At 71.8% G+C, this 864-nt stretch carries 1 protein-coding gene and 1 pseudogene; both read left to right on the top strand.

Annotated features, from left to right (window positions below):
• A pseudogene (locus tag AC1D15_RS34930) lies at positions 1-452 on the top strand (TonB-dependent receptor); the annotation flags it as partial.
• 138 nt (positions 453-590) lie between these two features.
• A complete protein-coding gene (locus AC1D15_RS34925; RefSeq protein ID WP_477829686.1) occupies positions 591-857 on the top strand; it encodes a DUF4148 domain-containing protein in 267 nt (88 codons plus the stop codon).
• The last annotated feature ends 7 nt before the right edge of the window (positions 858-864 follow it).

Raw genomic sequence — 864 nt, 5'->3', positions numbered from 1 at the left:
GACAGGTGCGGGCACGCCTGAACGGCATCGAGATCAACGGCAAGCACCGGCTGCTGCGGCAGGACGGCTGGACGCTGGGGCTGGACGGCAAGCTCGACTACACGCGGGCGACCAACCTCGACACCGGCGAGGCGCTGCCGCGCGTCGCGCCGCTGCGGGCGCTGGTGGGGCTGGACGTCGACAGCGGGCCGTGGAGCGGGCGCCTGGAGGTGGACGGTGCGGCGAAGCAGAACCGCGTGCCGGCGACCGACGTGGCGACGAACGGCTATGCGATCGTCAACGCCTCGCTGGCGCGGCGCTTCTCGATCGGCAACAGCGACGCGCTGTGGTTCCTGAAGCTCGGCAACCTGGGCGACAAGTTGGCATACAGCGCGTCGACGGTGCAGACGGTGCGGGATCTGTCGCCGCTGCCGGGAAGGTCGGTGAAGACGGGGGTGCGAGTCAGCTTCTGACCGTTCGCGCCGGAACGCCGGCGGTTCGCGACGGCGACGAACCCTTCGTCGCATCTCGATACCGCCGGCGGCGCCGCCTCGCCACAGTCCACCCCATCGACAGCAGGTCGCCGTCGAACCCACCCGATGGAGTGAACCATGAACCGCACCACCCTCACCTATTTCGTCACCGTCGCCCTCGCCCTGGGCAGCGCCGCCGCGATGGCCCAGGACGCCGCCGCGCCGAAGACCCGCGCGCAAGTCCGCGCCGAGSTGATCGAGGCCCGCACGCAAGGCACGCTGCCGATGGGCGGCGAGTTCGCCGGCACGATGCGCCACGACGCACCGGCCGCCTCCGACACCCGCACTGCCGAACGCGCCCCGAAGCGCGCCGAACCGAAGGCGCCGGTCGCCAGCGGCGGCTGATCCGCCT

Source organism: Rhizobacter sp. P2_H2, from assembly GCF_056403375.1.
Note: the sequence above shows the minus strand (reverse complement) of the source record. Positions and strands in the feature narration are given on the sequence as shown.